10 protein-coding genes and 3 pseudogenes are annotated in these 15,713 nt (G+C 66.9%); 1 reads left to right on the top strand and 12 read right to left on the bottom strand.

From position 1 onward, the window contains the following. The 8 genes and pseudogenes from gspG to VFG49_RS15085 all read right to left on the bottom strand — a co-directional run. Window positions 1–407 (bottom strand): type II secretion system major pseudopilin GspG (gspG, locus tag VFG49_RS15110; protein ID WP_324861952.1); only part of this gene is annotated, 407 nt, incomplete at its 3' end. Between the two features lie 30 nt (window positions 408–437). Next, window positions 438–1,655 carry a type II secretion system inner membrane protein GspF gene (gene gspF, locus VFG49_RS15105; RefSeq protein WP_324861950.1) on the bottom strand — a complete coding sequence of 406 codons (1,218 nt, stop codon included), beginning with the start codon at window positions 1,653–1,655 and terminating at the stop codon, window positions 438–440. Window positions 1,656–1,838: 183 nt separating this feature from the next. Next, window positions 1,839–3,572, bottom strand: a complete 1,734-nt coding sequence (gene gspE / locus VFG49_RS15100) for a type II secretion system ATPase GspE (RefSeq protein ID WP_414649147.1) — start codon at window positions 3,570–3,572, stop codon at window positions 1,839–1,841. 256 nt (window positions 3,573–3,828) lie between these two features. After that, window positions 3,829–5,826 (bottom strand): annotated as a pseudogene (locus tag VFG49_RS19285) (YadA family autotransporter adhesin); the annotation flags it as partial. Window positions 5,827–5,904: 78 nt separating this feature from the next. After that, window positions 5,905–7,308: pseudogene (locus tag VFG49_RS19280) on the bottom strand (YadA family autotransporter adhesin); the annotation flags it as partial. Between the two features lie 21 nt (window positions 7,309–7,329). Continuing rightward, window positions 7,330–8,337: pseudogene (locus VFG49_RS19275) on the bottom strand (ESPR-type extended signal peptide-containing protein); the annotation flags it as partial. A gap of 74 nt (window positions 8,338–8,411) precedes the next feature. Beyond that, window positions 8,412–10,412 (bottom strand): PA domain-containing protein, encoded by a 2,001-nt coding sequence (locus tag VFG49_RS15090; protein WP_324861946.1) that lies wholly within the window; start codon window positions 10,410–10,412, stop codon window positions 8,412–8,414. Then, window positions 10,412–10,849, bottom strand: coding sequence for a post-PEP-CTERM-1 domain-containing protein (locus VFG49_RS15085; RefSeq protein ID WP_324861944.1), 438 nt, complete (start codon window positions 10,847–10,849; stop codon window positions 10,412–10,414). The genes VFG49_RS15090 and VFG49_RS15085 overlap by 1 nt, the downstream gene beginning before the upstream one ends. Window positions 10,850–11,466: 617 nt before the next feature. On the opposite strand from VFG49_RS15085, the gene VFG49_RS15080 reads away from it, so the two are divergent. After that, a complete protein-coding gene (locus tag VFG49_RS15080; protein ID WP_324861942.1) occupies window positions 11,467–12,255 on the top strand; it encodes a TatD family hydrolase in 789 nt (262 codons plus the stop codon). 202 nt (window positions 12,256–12,457) lie between these two features. Here the strand turns inward: VFG49_RS15080 and VFG49_RS15075 are convergent, their stop codons facing one another. The 4 genes from VFG49_RS15075 to VFG49_RS15060 all read right to left on the bottom strand — a co-directional run. After that, window positions 12,458–12,991, bottom strand: a complete 534-nt coding sequence (locus tag VFG49_RS15075; protein WP_324861940.1) for a pseudouridine synthase — start codon at window positions 12,989–12,991, stop codon at window positions 12,458–12,460. Between the two features lie 41 nt (window positions 12,992–13,032). Beyond that, window positions 13,033–13,929 carry a methyltransferase gene (locus VFG49_RS15070; RefSeq protein WP_324861939.1) on the bottom strand — a complete coding sequence of 299 codons (897 nt, stop codon included), beginning with the start codon at window positions 13,927–13,929 and terminating at the stop codon, window positions 13,033–13,035. A 482-nt stretch (window positions 13,930–14,411) separates the two neighbouring features. Next, the gene (locus tag VFG49_RS15065) at window positions 14,412–15,524 is read right to left on the bottom strand and encodes an S-(hydroxymethyl)glutathione dehydrogenase/class III alcohol dehydrogenase (RefSeq protein ID WP_324861938.1); all 1,113 of its coding nucleotides are present in this window, start codon (window positions 15,522–15,524) and stop codon (window positions 14,412–14,414) included. A gap of 9 nt (window positions 15,525–15,533) precedes the next feature. Then, window positions 15,534–15,713: hypothetical protein (locus VFG49_RS15060; RefSeq protein WP_324861936.1), on the bottom strand; the 180-nt coding region annotated here is incomplete at its 5' end.

Below are 15,713 nucleotides of genomic sequence, written 5' to 3'. Positions count from 1 at the left end.
TCGGCGCTGTAGCCGTCGCCACCGGGCTTGCCGTCCTGGCCGTAGAAGACCAGGTCGAAGCTGCCGTGGTCGCCGGGATACTTGTAGCCAAAGTCATGGCCCCACGGATCATGCAGCTCCGATTCCTTCGCATACGGGCCCTGCCAGTTGCGGGCGTTGGCCGGTTTCGCCACCAGGTCCTGCAGCTGCTGCGGCGGAGAACCGTTGTCCAGCGCGTAGTTCTCGATCTTCTGGCTGAGCGTGGTGAGCTGCGCCTTGCCGGCGCCGTACTTGCCCTTGTCGACGTTCTTGCCGACCTGTGTAACCACCACCGCGCCGATGATGCCGATCAGCACGATCACCGCCAGCATTTCCAGCAGGGTGAAGCCGCGGGCGGCATGGTGGCGGCGAAGAGTCCTTTGTCGCATGGGGTACCTCGTGTCGTTCGATGAAAGGGATTACTGGATGTTGCTGGTGAGGCTGAGCAGCGGCAGCAGGATCGCCGCCATGATGATCGCCACCAGCACCGTCATGACGATGGTGAGCGCGGGCACCAGCGCGGCGAGCAGGCGGTCGATGGCGCGGCGGCTTTCCAGCTCGAAGGTGTCGGCCACTTTCAGCAGCATGGTGTCCAGCTGCCCGGCCTCCTCGCCCACCTGCACCATCTGCAGGGCGAGGCGTGGAAAGCGCTGCGACTGCGCCAGCGCGAAGCTGAGACCGGTGCCGCCCTTCACTTGTTCGGCGGCCTGTTCAAGCGCCTGGTCCAGCGCGCGGTTGGCGGTGACCTGGCGCGCGATGCCCAGTGCGGAAAGCAGCGGCACGCCGTTCTTGAGCAGCGTGCCCAGCGTGCGTGCAATGCGCGCCGTCTGCACCTTGAGCAGCAGCGGGCCAACCACGCGCATCGTTAGCAACCGCGCATGCCACGCGAGCAGCATCGCTGGATCACGCAGTCGTGCGCGCAGGATCAATGCGCCCAGCACCAGCAGGATCACGATGGCCCACCACCACGTCTGCAGCGTGCTGCCCACCAGCAGCACGGCCTGGGTGATCCACGGGATCGGCACCTGCATGTCTTCGAAGATCGGTACGAACTGCGGCACCACGTAGGCCAGCAACAGCAGCAAGGAGCCGAGCACGCCCACCATGAGGAAGGCCGGATAGATCAGCGCGTTGATGATGCTTCCGCGCAATTGCTGCGAGCGTTCGAGGTAGTCCGCAAGACGACGCAGCGTGTCTTCCAGCGAGCCGCCTGCCTCGCCTGCTCGCACCAGGCTGATATAGAGCTTGGGAAATACGCCGTGCTCATCGTCCATCGCCTGCGACAGCGGCGTGCCGCCACGCACGCGGTCGCGCACGCGTTCGATCAGCTGCTTCGCGCGTTCGCCTTCGGGCAAGTCCATGAGGATGCCCAGCGCACGATCCAGCGGCTGGCCCGCGCCCAGCAGCGTAGCCAGTTGATGGGTGAACTGCGCCAACTGGTCGCCGGTGAACGGGCCGCGACGCAGCAGCGCCGCCAGTCCACTGCCGCCGGCCTCACTGCCTGCGGCACGGGCGTCGAGCGGCGTGTGGCCCTGATCCTGCAGACGGCTCACCACCTCATCGAGGCTGGCCGCCTCCATCTGGCCCTGCATCACTTCGCCGGAGGCGCTGACGGCGCGGTAGCGAAATTGGGTCATGGCGCGCTTTTCTTCCTCTCCCCTGCGGGGAGAGGACCGAGGTGAGGGGCGGGTGCTTGCGGAAGCATGGGTGCGAGCGATGAGATTCCGATCAGTGCTTTCGCAAGCACCCGCCCCTTACCACCTTCAGGTGGCTCACCCCAACCCTCTCGCCAACGGGGAGAGGGTGCAATCATTGCGGCGTCAGCCCTCCTGCGTAACACGCAACACCTCCTCGATGGTGGTGATGCCTGCCACCGCCTTGGCAATGCCGTCCTCGTACATCGTGCGCATGCCTTCGGCGCGTGCGACGCGCTCGATTTCGCCCGCGTCGGCACGTTGCATCACCATGCGGCGCAGCGGGTCGGTCATCACCAGGAATTCCATGATGGCCTGGCGACCGCGATAGCCGCTGGGATTGGCCGCACTAGTGCCCGGTTTCCACAGGCGGATGGGACGCTCGCTGGTGTATTTGTGCAGCTCGAACTGCTCGATCACCTCGGGTAGCGCTTCATAGGGCACCGCCGTTTCCGCATCGAGCCGGCGCACCAGGCGCTGCGCCAGGATGCCGTTGACGGTCGAACCAAGCAGGTAATCCTCCACGCCCATGTCCAGCAGTCGCGTGATGCCGCCGGCCGCGCTGTTGGTGTGCAGCGTGGACAGCACGAGATGACCGGTAAGTGCAGACTGGATGGCGATGCGGCAGGTTTCCAGGTCGCGCATTTCGCCGATCATGATCACGTCCGGATCCTGGCGCACGATGGAACGCAGCGCGCCGGCGAAATCCAGACCGATCTGCGGCTTCACCTGAATCTGGTTGATGCCTTCGATCTGGTATTCGACCGGATCCTCGACGGTGATGATCTTCACGTCCGGCGTGTTGATCTGCGATAGCGCGGTATACAGCGTGGTGGTCTTGCCCGAGCCGGTGGGGCCGGTGACCAGCAAAATGCCGTGCGGACGTTCCAGCACATCGACGAAGCGCTGCTGGAAATGGTCGGTGAAACCGAGCGAGGCGAAATCGAATACCACCGATTCGCGATCGAGGATACGCATCACCACCGATTCGCCGAAGCTGGTCGGCACGGTGGACACGCGCAGGTCCAGCTCCTTGCCCTGCACGCGCAGCTGGATGCGGCCATCCTGCGGCAGGCGACGCTCGGCGATATTGAGCTTGGCCATGATCTTGACGCGCGAGATCACCGCGGCGGTGGAACTGGAGGGCGGGGCTTCCACCTCGTGCAGCACGCCGTCGATGCGGTAGCGCACCTTGAGGCGATTCTCGAACGGCTCGATGTGCACGTCGGACGCGCGCTGTTCCACCGCGCGTTGCAGGATCAGGTTCACCAGGCGGATTACCGGCGCCTCGGAGGCGAGGTCGCGCAGGTGCTCCACGTCGTCTTCCACCGCGGCGCTGCCATCGAGGTTTTCCACGATGGTGCCCATGGCGGACCGGCCGGAGCCGTAGTAGCGCTCGATCAGGTCGTCGATCTCCGAACGCAGGCCCACGCGCAGCGCCACCGGGCGCCCCGCCGCCAGCGTCATCGCCTGCAGCGGATACGGATCGGCCGGATCGGACACCACCAGCGCGAGCGCATCCTCGCCCACGCGCACCGGCACCACGTGTTGCTGCTTGAGAAAGCGCACGGAAACATCGAGTTCGGCGGGCGGCAGCTCGGGCGCGTCGCGCGCGGCCAGCAGCGGCACCTGCAGCAGCTCGGACCATGCCTCGGCCAGATCGCGCTCGGAAACCAGCCCCAGGCGCGCCATCAGCCCGGTGAGCGTGCCTTCGGGGGATTCCTCGTGGAGGCGGCGCGCACGCGCGAGGTCCGATTCCTTCAGCCGCCCACGGGAGACCAGCAGCGAACACACCGCTGCCTCGCGACTTTCCATCGCCGCACCCTCCGCATTGGCCGCCGGCTTTATGACTGCCGACATGCATTCACCCCGCTCATGAACCTGTACTGCCTCCGTACCGCCGCCCCCAACGGCACCGGAGACGCATTCGTAGCACACCCGTCAGGCGTCGCGCGAGCACGGTTTCTCACCAAACTGACCACGCGCGAGCCGCAGCGTTCAATCGTGAACGGCCGCGCAGGCACCCTGTCACAGCCGTTCAAACGCAAGTTCCTGCCATGGAAACGAAACCGGCGCCCGCAGGCGCCGGTCTCCCTTGCCGCTGGCCGGTCTGGACTTACCAGCCCACACCCACGCCCACACCACCAGAGCTTTCGCCGCCGCTGATGGCCGCGCCGAAGGTGACGTTGGTGTTGCCGCCGACCTGCCGCGAATAGCCCACCGACAACGCCTGCTGGTCGCGGAAGCCGCCCACGCCCACGCCCAGGCGGTTGGCGGTGTTGATGCCCTGCGTGCTGAAGGACATCTGCGCCATGGCCGCACCCATGGCACCGACGCGGTTGAGGCGGCGATCCATGACGTTGAAGCGGTCGTTCACCTGGTCGCGCAGCGTGTTGAGGTCGTTGCTGCTGGCGAAGCTGCCGATCTTCTGGTCGGTGTATGCCTTCGATTGCTGCAACGTCTGCTGGTCACCGGCGTCGGCGTACGTCCTGGCCGTGGCCAGCGCTTCCTGCACCTGGCCCACGTTGGCCGCATCGGTGGCCTGCGTGCCGGCCGCGACGTTGGTGATCTGTCGTTGCGCCGCGGCCGATCCCACCGAGACCGTATTGGCGCGGTCGGCTATCGAACCCTGCCCCAATGCCACCGCGCCGGCTGCCGTGACGGACGCACCTTGGCCCACGGCCGTGCCCGAGGCTGCCGTGACGCTGGCACTCTCGCCCACCGCCACGGCATTGGTGGCCGCCGCGTCGATAGTGGTGTTGGCGCCCACCGCGACGCTGCCGTCGGCATTCACCTTGGCGTTGCCGCCGATGGCCGTGTCGTTGGGACCGGCCGCGTAGGCATCGCCACCCATGGCGGTGCCGTAGCTGCCGCCGGCGGTGGCGCCGTGGCCGACCGCCACGCCCTTGCTGCCGGCCACCACCGAAGCGGGATCGGTACCGTCCGCCGCCGCACGATTGCCCAGTGCGCCCTGCCCGCTGCCGTTGCCGGTCAGGGCGTCGATGCGCTGCTGCACCGTATCGAGCCCCGCAAAGGCATTGCTCAACGCGCCGTCCAAGGCATTCAGGGCATCACCTACGTTGTAGTAGCTCGAACCCCGCGCCCAGTACGAAGGCCCGGTGATGTCGCCGGCCGCCGTCACCGTCGAGCCGCCGCCGAGCAGGTTGAGCACGCCCTGCAGCTGCCCCACCGTGGCCGCGGCATTGCCGGTGCCGCTGGCGGCCACGTTGCTGATGACCGTGCCGGCACTCCCACCCAGGGTGATCTGGGCCTTGTCCGCGGCGTCGTAGCTCACGGCGTTGTCCAGTGCGGTACCCACACCGTCCATCGCCGAACGCAGCTGCTGCAGGTTCACCGCGTCATGATCCTCGGTGCCATCGGCGACGTTGGCGATCTGGCGTTCCGCACCGGCATCGCCGACGGACACCGTGTTGTCGCGACTTGCCACGCTGCCGGCGCCGATCGCCACCGCGTTGTCGCCCGAGGCGAGCGCGTTGTAACCCAGTGCCGCGGTGTTCTGCCCCACCGCCCCCGCACCGTTGCCTACCGCCGTGCTGTTGTCGCCGAAGGCCCAGCTGCCGGTGCCCAGCGCCGTGGCGTTGACGCTGCTGATACCCAGCGCGGCATAGCCCGTCTCCGCACCTGCACCGAGCGCAACGCTGCCCGCGCCCAGCGCCGAGGCACCACTGCCCAACGCGACGTTGCCGGCGTCATAAGCCGCCGCACCGTAACCGGCGGCCAGCGACTGATCGCCCTTCGCATAGGCCACCACACCGAGCGCGGTCGACAGATCGCCCGCCGCTTCGGCACCCACGCCAAGTGCGGAAGCCGCCAGCCCGCTCGCCTGCGCACTCGCACCCACTGCCGTGCCGCCGACGCCGGCACTGGTCGCGCCGGTGGTGACGGGCTGGCCGTTGCCGTCCGTCAGCAAGGGATCGCCGTTTTCGTCGATGGCCTGTCCACCGACGGCGACGCTGCCCGCACCACTGGCTTGCGCGCCCGCACCCAGCGCCGCGCTTTGCACGCTGGCCACGGCACCATTGCCTACCGCCGTGGCGTAGTTGCCGTTGGTGTTGGCACCGCTGCCGAATGCCGTGGCACCCACGCCGAACGCATTCGCGCCCGCGCCGATTGCGGTGCTGCTGGCGTCGTACGCCACCGCACCAAAACCCACCGCCGTGCTTTCAGTGTCGTTGGCGATGCTGCCGGCACCCACGGACACGCTGTGCGTGCCGAACGCCGCCGCGTCTTCGCTGCCGTCCTGTGCGCCGTCCGCGGCGAAAAAGCGATTGGCCGATGTCGCATTGGCTGCCACGGCGTCGAGCTGTGCCTTGTTCACGGCATCGTTGTCTTCCGTGCCGGCCGCGACGTTGGTGATCTGCCGCGTCAGCCCATCGGCGGCACTACCCACCGAGACCGTGTTGGCGCGATCGCTCCACGAGTTCGCGCCCAGTGCCACGCTGTTGGCCGCCTTCGACGTGGCGTAGTCGCCGATGGCGACGCTGCTGGCACCGGACGCCCAGCTGTTGACGCCGAGTGCGGTGGCGTTGTCGCCCGGTGCGTACGCGAAGTAGCCGAGCGCCGTGGCGCCCACGCCGCTGGCTTCGGTGATGGCACCGACAGCCACGCTGTTGTCGTTGGTGGCACTGGCACCCGAGCCCAACGCCAGGGCGTTCTCGCCGGTCGCGATCGTTTGCACGTAATAGCCGGCCCCGGGAATCAGGTCGGCCAGGCCGCCCAGCGCGACGGCGCCGTTGCCGGTGGCAGCGCTCTGCGTGCCCACCGCCGTGGCGTAGTTGCCGCTTGCCGTGCTCACCGCACCAAGGGCCAACGATTGCTCGCCGCTGGCGTAGGCACCGATGCCGAACGCGCCGGAGGCAAACCCGCTGGCTTCCGCGCTGGCACCCACCGCGCTGCTGCCGACACCCGCGCTGGTGGCACCCGTAGTGACCGGCTGGCCGTTGGCATCGGTCAGCAGCGGATCGCCGTTTTCGTCCACGGCCTGTCCGCCGACGGCCACGCTGCCGGCACCGTTGGCCTGCGCGCCCGCACCCAGCGCCGCGCTTTGCACGCTGGCCACGGCACCATTGCCTACCGCCGTGGCGTAGTTGCCGTTGGTGTTGGCACCGCTGCCGAATGCCGAGGCACCCACGCCAAACGCATTGGCGCCCGCGCCGATCGCGGTGCTGCTGGCGTCATACGCCACTGCACCAAAACCCACCGCCGTGCTTTCGGTGTCGTTGGCGATGCTGCCGGCACCCACGGACACGCTGTGCGTGCCGAACGCCGCGGCGTCTTCGCTGCCATCCTGTGCGCCGTCCGCGGCGAAGAACCGCTGTCCAGCCGATGCGTTGGCCGCCACGGCGTCGAGCTGTGCCTTGTTCACCGCGTCGGTGTTCTGCGTGCCGGCGGCAACGTTGGTGACCTGGCGTTCTGCGCCGGCCTTGCCTACCGAGACGGTGTTGGCGCGCGTGGCCGTGCTGCCCGCGCCGATGGCGACGGCGTTGCTAGCCGAGGCGGTGGCGCCGTAGCCAAGCGCTGCACTCAACGTGCCCGATGCCACGCTGGTCGAACCCACGGCGGTCGCGCCGGCGCCGGTGGAAGCCGCGCCATATCCGCCTGCGAAGGACTGCTCGCCCTTCGCATACGAGAGCACGCCCAGGGCGGTGGAAAGATCGCCTGCCGCTTCGGCGCCAACGCCAACCGCGGAACTTGCCAGGCCACTCGCGATGGAGGCCGCGCCTATCGCCGTAGCGCTGGCACCGGTGCTCGATGCGCCATTCGTGATCGGCTGATTGCTGGCATCGATCAGCAGCGCATCACCGCTGTCGTCGAGCGCCTGCCCGCCGATGGCCACGCTGCCGTTGCCCGTGGCCTGCGCGCCTGCCCCATATGCGGAAGCCTGCAGGCTGGCGACAGCGCCATAGCCGCCAGCGGTCGCGTAGTCGCCCGAGGTGTTCGCGCCGCTGCCGATGGCGGTGGCACCGACGCCGAATGCGTTTGCGTTGCTGCCTATGGCGGTGCTGTTCTGGTCGTAGGCTACGGCCTGGTAACCGACGGCGGTGCTTTCATCGGCATTGGCCAGGCTGTTGGCGCCCAACGCACTGCTGCGCGCGCCGAACGCCGCGCTGTCTGCACCGACGGCGGTGCTACGTTCCGCATCGGCGTAGGCGTTGGCGCCCTGCGCGACGCTCCATAATCCGTTGGCGTAGGCATGCCAGCCAAATGCCGCGGCGTATTCATTCGCATAGGCGGCGTGGCCTGCTGCGGTGCCGCCATCGGCCCCGGTCGGGTCGATCCACGTCTCCGGACCGCTGCTGGCGGTGATTTCCGCGGCGTGCGCCGAGACCATGCCCAGCGCCAGCATCACGCCGGCTGCCGTGGCGCGGCGACGGCGTCGCGAAGTCGCGCCCTTGCCGTCCGCCTGCGCCAGTTCGCTGGCTACCACCAGCATGCCCAGCGACTTGCTCCATACCTTGCTGTAGATCTTGTTCACTGACTTCTCCCCAAAAGTGATGCCTGCATTCGCGGATTGGCGCGCTGCGCTGGCGGCGATGGCCGCACGTTGCAAGCGGCGCGCAGCGGGACCGGTGCATGCGGTTCCCGTTGCGCGCCCCTTGCACATGCATGGCGGGCGAAACGCCGCGTTGCGCCGGCAAACGTTGCGATCGCCGGCGCACGCGGTTTTGCCCACGCTCGTCAGGGCGCGGTGTAGTTGCCCTGCACGCTCACGCCCGAGTACGCCTTCACGCCCACCACCTTCAGGTAGTAGGTGCCGGCCACGGGACGCGCCACCGTCACCGACTCGCTGTTGCCCGTGTGCACGGACTGCGCGTCGTAGCTGGTGGTGGTGGGCACGTCGCCCGCCTTGACGTACAGCGAGACGTCACCCGTGCCGCCAAACGTGCGCAGCACCAGTGCGCGCGCACCCGCCGGCACGTCGAGCTTGTAGACGACTTCGCCGCCCGCCGTGCCGGTCTGGCCGCCAAGCGCCACGCCGTTCTGCAACGCGATCGCCGTCGGACCACCGGGATTGCCGCCGCCCGAGCCCCAGGCGTCGTACTGCTTCTGCAGTTCGGTGTCGGCAAGGCACGCGTTGAGGCTGGAGGCCTGGCCGCTGGTGATGAGGCCGGACGAGGCGAGATCCGCCGCATAGGCAAGCGCAGCCGTGCGGTAATCCGCGAGGCTGGCAGCCGCCGCAGACTGCACCTTGAGGTTGGAGATGACGTTGGCGCCGATCACCGAACCGCCCTGCACCCAGGTCGGGATGCCCGTATCGCAGGTGAGCAGCTTCTGCGTGCCGGCGTTGAGCTTCCAGCCTTCATCCTTGAGCAGCGCGGGCGTAAGGTCGAGATCGATCTGGCCCACGAGATCCGGATTGATCGCGTACTCCATGATCGCGTTCGGCACGAGGCGCGTGTCGTAATGCGAGAACGATGAGCCCTGGGCGAGCACGGTGGGCGCATACAGCAGCACGTTGCCGCCGGCATCGCCGCCCGCAAGACGACCCTGCGGATCGGGCGTGAACGCCACGGCGAGACCCGCGAGATTGGCCTTGAACGTATCGCCGACGACCTGCGTCACCGCGATGGTGGGGATGGCGATGCTGGCGTCGTCGCCGGACGGCGAGATCGCACCGGCCTGGTTGTTGGCGATGATCACCGCCGTGGCACCGGCCACCTGTGCGTTCTTCACCTTGATGGCGAAGGCACACGTGCCGCGATCGATCAGCGCGATCTTGCCGCTGACGCTGGCGTCCACCGTGCCGCACGCTTCCGGCGATGCCGGGCGCACCACGCTGCCGGCGAAATTGGCCGGCGTCGGCGAGGCGCCGAACGAGGCCGCGTTGTAGTCGTAGGTGCCGGCAATGGCGACCGGTGTGGTGACATTGAAGGTGATCAGCGCCGTCAACGCGAGCGGCGCTTCCGTCTTCACCTGCGTACCGGTGAATACCAGGTGGGTGTCATTGAGTGCGGCGGTCTTGCGCTCCGCATCCGTCATCGCCGTCCACGCTTTGCCGGTGGCGTTGTCCTTGACGAAGGTGGAGTAGATGTCCGGCGTGTTGTTGAACTGCTGGCCGGTGGCGAGCGAGTTGAAGCCCGAGAAGCCCAGGCCGTGGGCCATTTCGTGCAGCACCACGTTGAGGAAATTGATCTGCCCCGACGGCGTCTTGCCATCCAGGCCGAAGTACCAGCCCGAGGTTTCCAGGCAACCGGTGCTGCCCAGCTTGCTGTTGAAGCGGCTGACGATGTCGGGCGAGTCCGGCGGAAGATCGTTTTCCACGCCTGCATCGGTGCCACCCAGCGCATCGGTGAGCGCGGAGTGGTACCACACGTTCGGCACGGCACCGGCCGGCGCGGGTGCATTGAACGAGAACACGTAGTTGGTGCCCGACGAACCCAGCACGCCCGACGTGGCATCGCAGCTGAGCGGCGTGAACGTCGCGGTGTTGATCACCGGCACGTTGCTCTGCAGCACCGAGCCCCAGATGTCCGCCGCGAACTGGAACACGATCAGCGCCTGCGCGCCACGCGTGGTGCCGGGGTTGCCGCCGACCGGCGTGGCCGGCGCGTGGTCGTCCAGGCCCTGGTTGGTGCCCACGTCCAGGTTCACGATGCGGATTTCGCCCGCGTGTGCCGCGGTGGCCGCTGCACTGGTGATGCCCAGCACGAGCAGAGCCTTGAAGAGTTTGCTGCGCATCATTCGGACACCTCCTGCGCCTTGGCCTGCGGCTCATCGCCCTGGTGATGGATCGCGATCGAACCGTCGGCCTGGCGCTCGGCCACCAGTCCGCTGATCAGGCTTTCCGGCACCTGCATGACGGCGCTGTAGCGTCCGGTGCTGGAGCGCTTGAGCGTGCGCGCGGCATCGGCCGTGGTAAGCGGACGCTGGCCGACTTGCAGGTTCGGCGTGGTGGCCTGCTTGAGCAGGGCCGCCGACAGTGCAGCGCGCTGCGCGTCGGTGGGCGCCACGAGGCGACCGGTGGACGGATCCACCGCTACCTGCACGCCCTGCACGGCCACGGTGGCCTGTGCCGGTTCGGACGTCTGTTCGCTCGCCGATACCGGCATGGCTCCGGCCAGGCACAGGCCTGCCATCAGCAAGCCGCTGGGCGGCAGCATGGTTTTCTTTCGCATGGAACTCCTCCCTTGAAGGACGCGGAGCCGATCAACGACTCCGCCATCGCCGGGCGGAACTACCCCAATCCGCCCGACTCGTTGACCGGGCAACAGATCGCCGCAAGACGGCTCCGAAGAGGTCCTGGACAAATGCCGTCCGGCACACCGACGCGTCCACGCAAGGCGTAGGCCTGCGCGTGCGCATCACGTTGGAGCGCGCATCACCCGTGCGGGCGCATGCGCGTTGGCGAGCGGTTTATTGGTCGGGCATGAACAGCGGTGCCTGCGGACGCCATGCACTCGAAGGGCACGGAACGCCGAGGTACGCGACAAGGAACGGCGCCCTGGTGGGCGCGAAAGCTGTGCGACGCATGGAACTCCCCTTTCCGCCTTACCGACCTTGCGGTCGTTGCGCACATCCACGGACCCCTTTCCATGTTGCGATGCGCGTCCGTCACTGCCTCGACGCGAACGCCGAGGCGACCGACACTAGCAGCGATTTCTTACGATCGTCAACAAGCTTTTACGATGCACGTCACACTGATGCGCAAGTTCTTGTTGTAAGTGGCGCACGGTGCTCTCCCTGCATGTGCCGGCTCTGGGACAATCACGTTTTTCACCCACGCGGCACGCACATGCAGTTGATCGATATCGGCGCCAATCTCACCCACGAATCGTTCCGCCACGATTTCGATGACGTGCTTCAACGTGCGCATGCGCATGGTGTGGTGCAGCTGATCGTCACTGGTGCCTCGCGTGATGGCAGCGCGCACGCACTGGCACTCGCACAGGCGCATCCCGGCGTGCTGTACGCAACGGCCGGCGTGCATCCGCATCACGCGGTCGATTACGACGACGCCACCGATGCGTTGCTGCGCGAACTGGCCACGCATGCGGAAGTGCGCGCGGTGGGCGAGACGGGACTGGATTACAACCGCAACTACTCGCCGCGTGACGTGCAGCTTGAGGTGTTCGAGCGGCAGCTGCGGATCGCCGTCGACGCGCAGAAGCCGCTGTTCCTGCACCAGCGCGATGCACACCATGATTTCATCGTGCTGCTGCGTCGCTATCGCGACAAGATTCCTGGCGTCGTCGTGCATTGCTTCACCGATACCGGAGAAGCGCTGCGCGACTATCTCGCGCTCGACTGCCACATCGGCATCACCGGCTGGATCTGCGACGAGCGCCGCGGCACGCACCTGCGCGAACTGGTGAAGGAGATTCCGGCCAACCGCCTGATGATCGAGACCGACGCACCCTACCTGCTGCCACGCACCGTGCGCCCGCAACCTTCCCACAGGCGCAACGAGCCGATGTACCTGCGGCACATTTGCGAGGAGATAGCGCGCGACCGCGGCGAACCGGTGGACGTGACGGCGGCGAACAGCAGGGCGACGGCGGCGGCATTTTTCGGCATCGACTAAGCGTCGGCGTTCCCTTTGTAGGAGCGCACCCAGTGCGCGATCACGACACCGCTTCAATCGGCAACCGCGCGTTTCTGTGGGAGCGCACCCTGTGCGCGACGGGCTGTCCAGTATCGCCACGATGGCCGCGAGATGGATGGCGGGGAACACCGCGACTCTGCGATCGCGCACCGGGTGCGCTCCTGCAAATCAGTGAGAGGTCTTACCCGAGTACGCGCGTTTCTCCTGGCGCCAATCCATCCAGCGCATACGGCCCGATCCGCTCTCGGATCAGCCGCAGCGTGGGAAAACCCACCGAGGCCGTCATGCGGCGCACCTGGCGATTGCGGCCTTCGCTCAGCGTGAGGCGAAGCCAGCTGGTGGGAATGAGCTTGCGAAAGCGCACGGGAGGATCGCGCGGCCACAGCCAGTCTGGTTCTTCGGCATGTTCGGCGCCGGCCGGCAGGGTTGGCCCGTCATTCAGCACCACGCCGCGACGCAGCGTGGCAAGGGCCTCGTCAGTGACCTGTCCATCGACCTGCACGAGGTAGGTCTTGGGCTGCTTATGGCGCGGGTCGGTGAGGCGATGCGCAAGCTGACCATCGTCGGTCAGCAGCAGCAGGCCTTCGCTGTCGTGATCGAGACGGCCAGCCGGATAGACGTCCTTCTGGCGCACGAACTCCGCCAGCGTGCGGCGTCCATCCGCATCGCTGAACTGGCAAAGCACGCCATAGGGTTTGTTGAGCGCGAGCAGCATGCAACGTGCGCCCGCGCGCTGGTCGCGCGCGGGCCTGGCGGTTACGGCGCGCCGCCGGCGGCGGGCGCGGCAGGCTTCACGAAGCGCAGCGTCATGCGGTCGGATTCGCCGATGGCGAGGTACTTCTGGCGGTCCTGTTCGCCCAGCGTGAGCGTCGGCGGCAGCGTCCAGACGCCCTTGGGGTAATCCTTGGTGTCCTTCGGATTGGCATTGATCTCGCTCTGATCCTCGAGCTTGAAACCCGCATCGGTGGCCAGTTTGGTCACGTAGCTGGTAGGCAGGTAGCCGCTGTCCTTCACCGACTCGAGGCTGGCGTTGTCCGGGGCGCGATGGTCGACCACGCCAAGCACGCCGCCCGGGCGCAGGGCGGCGAAGAACGCCTTGAACATCTGCGGCGCGGTATCGGCTTCCACCCAGTTGTGCACGTTGCGGAAAGTAAGCACGAGATCTGCCGAACCCGGTGCGCCGAACGCAGGCGCCTTGGGATCGAACTCCAGGACCTGCGCCTTGCCATAGTGCGCCGCATCGGCGACGAACTTGGCCTTCAGGCCCGACTTGTCCTGACTGGCCTCACCCTCGCCCGAGGGCTTGGCGATGGCCGCGATGTAATGGCCGTTGTCATGCAGCAGCGGCGCAAGAATCTCCGTGTACCAGCCGCCGCCCGGGGTGATCTCCACCACGGTGAGGTCCGGGCGAATGCCGAAGAACTGCAAGGTGGCCTTGGGATGACGGTAGACGTCACGCGCCTTGTGCTCCGGCGAGCGCCAGCTGCCGGCCAGCACCTGGTCGAGCTGCGACGCCGTGAAGTCGCTGGCCGTGGTGGGCGGCACCAGCTGGCCTCCCGGCTGATCCTGGGGCGCCGCGTTGGCCGGCGCGGAATGTCCACTGCAAGAGGCCAGCAGCACAGCTGCCAGCCCGAGGATGACACGGCTTTTCATCGATTACCCCTAAAAGACGAACATCAAGACGGCATGCAAAGCATAGTGGTTCCAGCTTGCCGGCCACTACGTATACAAATGGTGGATGGACGGCGAACGGCACCGTCCACATGGAGTAGGGCAGCACTGATCAAGTATCGCCGCCGTCATGATGACTGGAAGGGCCGCCGAGTGTGTCGTGCGGCGCAGGGAAGACTGGCCGTCTTGCCATGCCGTGCGGCGCAGCCGGCGGCCCTTCCAGACATCACCCCATCCTTTGAAATTCAACACGTGGGGCCAACCCTGTCTGTACGCATGCCTTCGGTCCGCTGGCTCGACAGACGGCCAGTCTGCCTTCGCCAACGGCCCTGTGTCCTGCGAACAGACAGGGTTGGTGACGACGGCGATACTTGATCAGTGTTGCCCTAGGCAACCATGGAAAGCGTGAGTTCCGCTTTCGCGCGCAGCGGTTGCACGCTAGCCGCAGCATGGATGCGTTCCGCTCAGTAGTGGATCACCGAGCGGATCACCTTGCCTTCGTGCATCAGATCGAAGGCCTCGTTGATGCCTTCCAGCGGCAGCACCCTGGTGATCATCTCGTCGATCTTGATCTCGCCGGCCATGTAACGGTCTACGTAACCCGGCAGCTGCGAGCGGCCCTTGACGCCGCCGAACGCCGAACCGCGCCATACGCGGCCGGTCACCAGTTGGAACGGACGCGTGCTGATTTCCTGCCCGGCGCCGGCCACGCCGATGATGATCGACTCGCCCCAGCCCTTGTGGCAGCACTCCAGCGCGGAGCGCATCACGTTGACGTTGCCGATGCACTCGAACGAATAATCTACGCCGCCGTCGGTGAGATCGACGATGACCTGCTGGATCGGCGTGCCGGGATGATCCTTCGGGTTGATGCAGTCGGTGGCGCCAAGCGCGCGCGCCATCTCGAACTTGTCCGGGTTGGTGTCGATCACGACGATGCGCCCGGCCTTCGCCATCACGGCGCCCTGCACCACCGACAGGCCGATGCCACCGAGGCCAAACACGGCCACGCTTGCGCCCGGCTCGACCTTCGCGGTGTTGAGTACCGCGCCGATGCCGGTGGTAATGCCGCAACCGAGCAGGCACACCTTCTCCAGCGGCGCCGCCTTGTTGATCTTCGCCAGCGAGATTTCCGGCAGCACGGTGTATTCGCTGAACGTGCTGGTGCCCATGTAGTGCAGCAGCGGCTTGCCATTGAGCGAGAAGCGGGAGGTGCCGTCGGGCATCACGCCCTTGCCCTGCGTGAGGCGGATCTTCTGGCAGAGGTTGGTCTTGCCGGAGAGGCAGAACTTGCACTCGCCGCATTCGGGCGTGTACAGCGGAATCACGTGATCACCAACCTTCAGCGAGGTGACGCCTTCGCCCACTTCCTCCACGATGCCGCCGCCCTCGTGACCGAGAATGACCGGGAACTGGCCTTCCGGATCGGCGCCGGAAAGCGTGAACGCGTCGGTGTGGCACACACCCGTCGCCACGATGCGCACCAGCACTTCGCCCGCTTTCGGGCCGGCCACGTCGACCTGTTCGATGGAAAGTGGCTTGCCTGCTTCCCAGGCAACGGCGGCGCGTGACTTCATGGCGTGCTCCTAACGGCAATGGCTGATGCAGACGCCAATGATGACCCCTGCGCACACTTTTTTGTAGGAGCGCACCCAGTGCGCGATAGGCACGGCAACGATGAGCGACGCACGGCGAAGACGCACGCTGCGTATCGTTGCCTGCGGGCCGGTCGCCCGCATTCGCATGCCATACCCACGCTTTGCCGC

The organism is Dyella sp., from assembly GCF_035685885.1.
Taxonomy (GTDB): Bacteria; Pseudomonadota; Gammaproteobacteria; order Xanthomonadales; family Rhodanobacteraceae; genus Dyella.
The sequence above is the reverse complement of the archived record's forward strand: the minus strand, read 5'-3'. Positions and strand labels throughout refer to the sequence as shown.

Excerpts from the sequence above, each read along its gene's own strand:
- VFG49_RS15090 (WP_324861946.1), bottom strand. The coding sequence starts at position 10,412 with ATGCGCAGCAAACTCTTCAAGGCTCTGCTCGTGCTGGGCATCACCAGT.
- gspF (WP_324861950.1), bottom strand. The coding sequence starts at position 1,655 with ATGACCCAATTTCGCTACCGCGCCGTCAGCGCCTCCGGCGAAGTGATG.
- VFG49_RS15080 (WP_324861942.1), top strand. The coding sequence starts at position 11,467 with ATGCAGTTGATCGATATCGGCGCCAATCTCACCCACGAATCGTTCCGC.
- VFG49_RS15085 (WP_324861944.1), bottom strand. The coding sequence starts at position 10,849 with ATGCGAAAGAAAACCATGCTGCCGCCCAGCGGCTTGCTGATGGCAGGC.
- VFG49_RS15065 (WP_324861938.1), bottom strand. The coding sequence starts at position 15,524 with ATGAAGTCACGCGCCGCCGTTGCCTGGGAAGCAGGCAAGCCACTTTCC.
- gspE (WP_414649147.1), bottom strand. The coding sequence starts at position 3,572 with ATGTCGGCAGTCATAAAGCCGGCGGCCAATGCGGAGGGTGCGGCGATG.
- VFG49_RS15070 (WP_324861939.1), bottom strand. The coding sequence starts at position 13,929 with ATGAAAAGCCGTGTCATCCTCGGGCTGGCAGCTGTGCTGCTGGCCTCT.
- VFG49_RS15075 (WP_324861940.1), bottom strand. The coding sequence starts at position 12,991 with ATGCTGCTCGCGCTCAACAAACCCTATGGCGTGCTTTGCCAGTTCAGC.